Consider the following 463-nt stretch of genomic DNA (forward strand, 5'->3'; position numbering starts at 1 on the left):
GGTCGATACTCAGCGCAGAACTCAGCCATTACTTGCGCCTTTAAAGACTGCGGAGAGCTATTGAAGCCGTGCAAATAAAGAAGTAGTGCTGGCTTGGGCTGAATGGGCATTTAGTACCCTTCAGCCTCAAAATCAGGGATAAAGCAGCCCTCTTCAAGTCGATACACTTGTGATTCTAGTTGACCATCTTTATGCAGTTGCAAGTGACGCCAGCCTGGAGACAAGGTATCGAGAGCAAATTCATCGTTGTTTGCTTTAAATTGGATACACGTTGAAGGGGTCGCCAAAACTCGAACACCATTGTGCTCTTTTTCAAAGTCTTGATGCACATGCCCGCCTAATACTGCACGAACATTTTGGTGTCGTCCTAGCACTTCCCAAAATTGATGAGCGCGTTGCAGTTTGTGCTGATCTAACCAAGCGCTACCAATCGGCAGTGCGTTGTGATGCAGCAATACTAGAG

The 463-nt window shown here is 46.9% G+C and carries 1 protein-coding gene and 1 pseudogene; both read right to left on the reverse strand.

Going from position 1 to position 463, the window contains the following annotated elements:
* A partial coding sequence (locus AB4585_RS24875) for a YqiA/YcfP family alpha/beta fold hydrolase (RefSeq protein ID WP_372171422.1) occupies positions 1 to 110 on the reverse strand: 110 nt, incomplete at its 3' end.
* A pseudogene (locus AB4585_RS24880) lies at positions 111 to 463 on the reverse strand (3',5'-cyclic-AMP phosphodiesterase); the annotation flags it as partial.

The organism is Vibrio sp. 10N.222.49.C9 (assembly GCF_041474985.1).
Lineage (GTDB): Bacteria > Pseudomonadota > Gammaproteobacteria > Enterobacterales > Vibrionaceae > Vibrio > Vibrio crassostreae_C.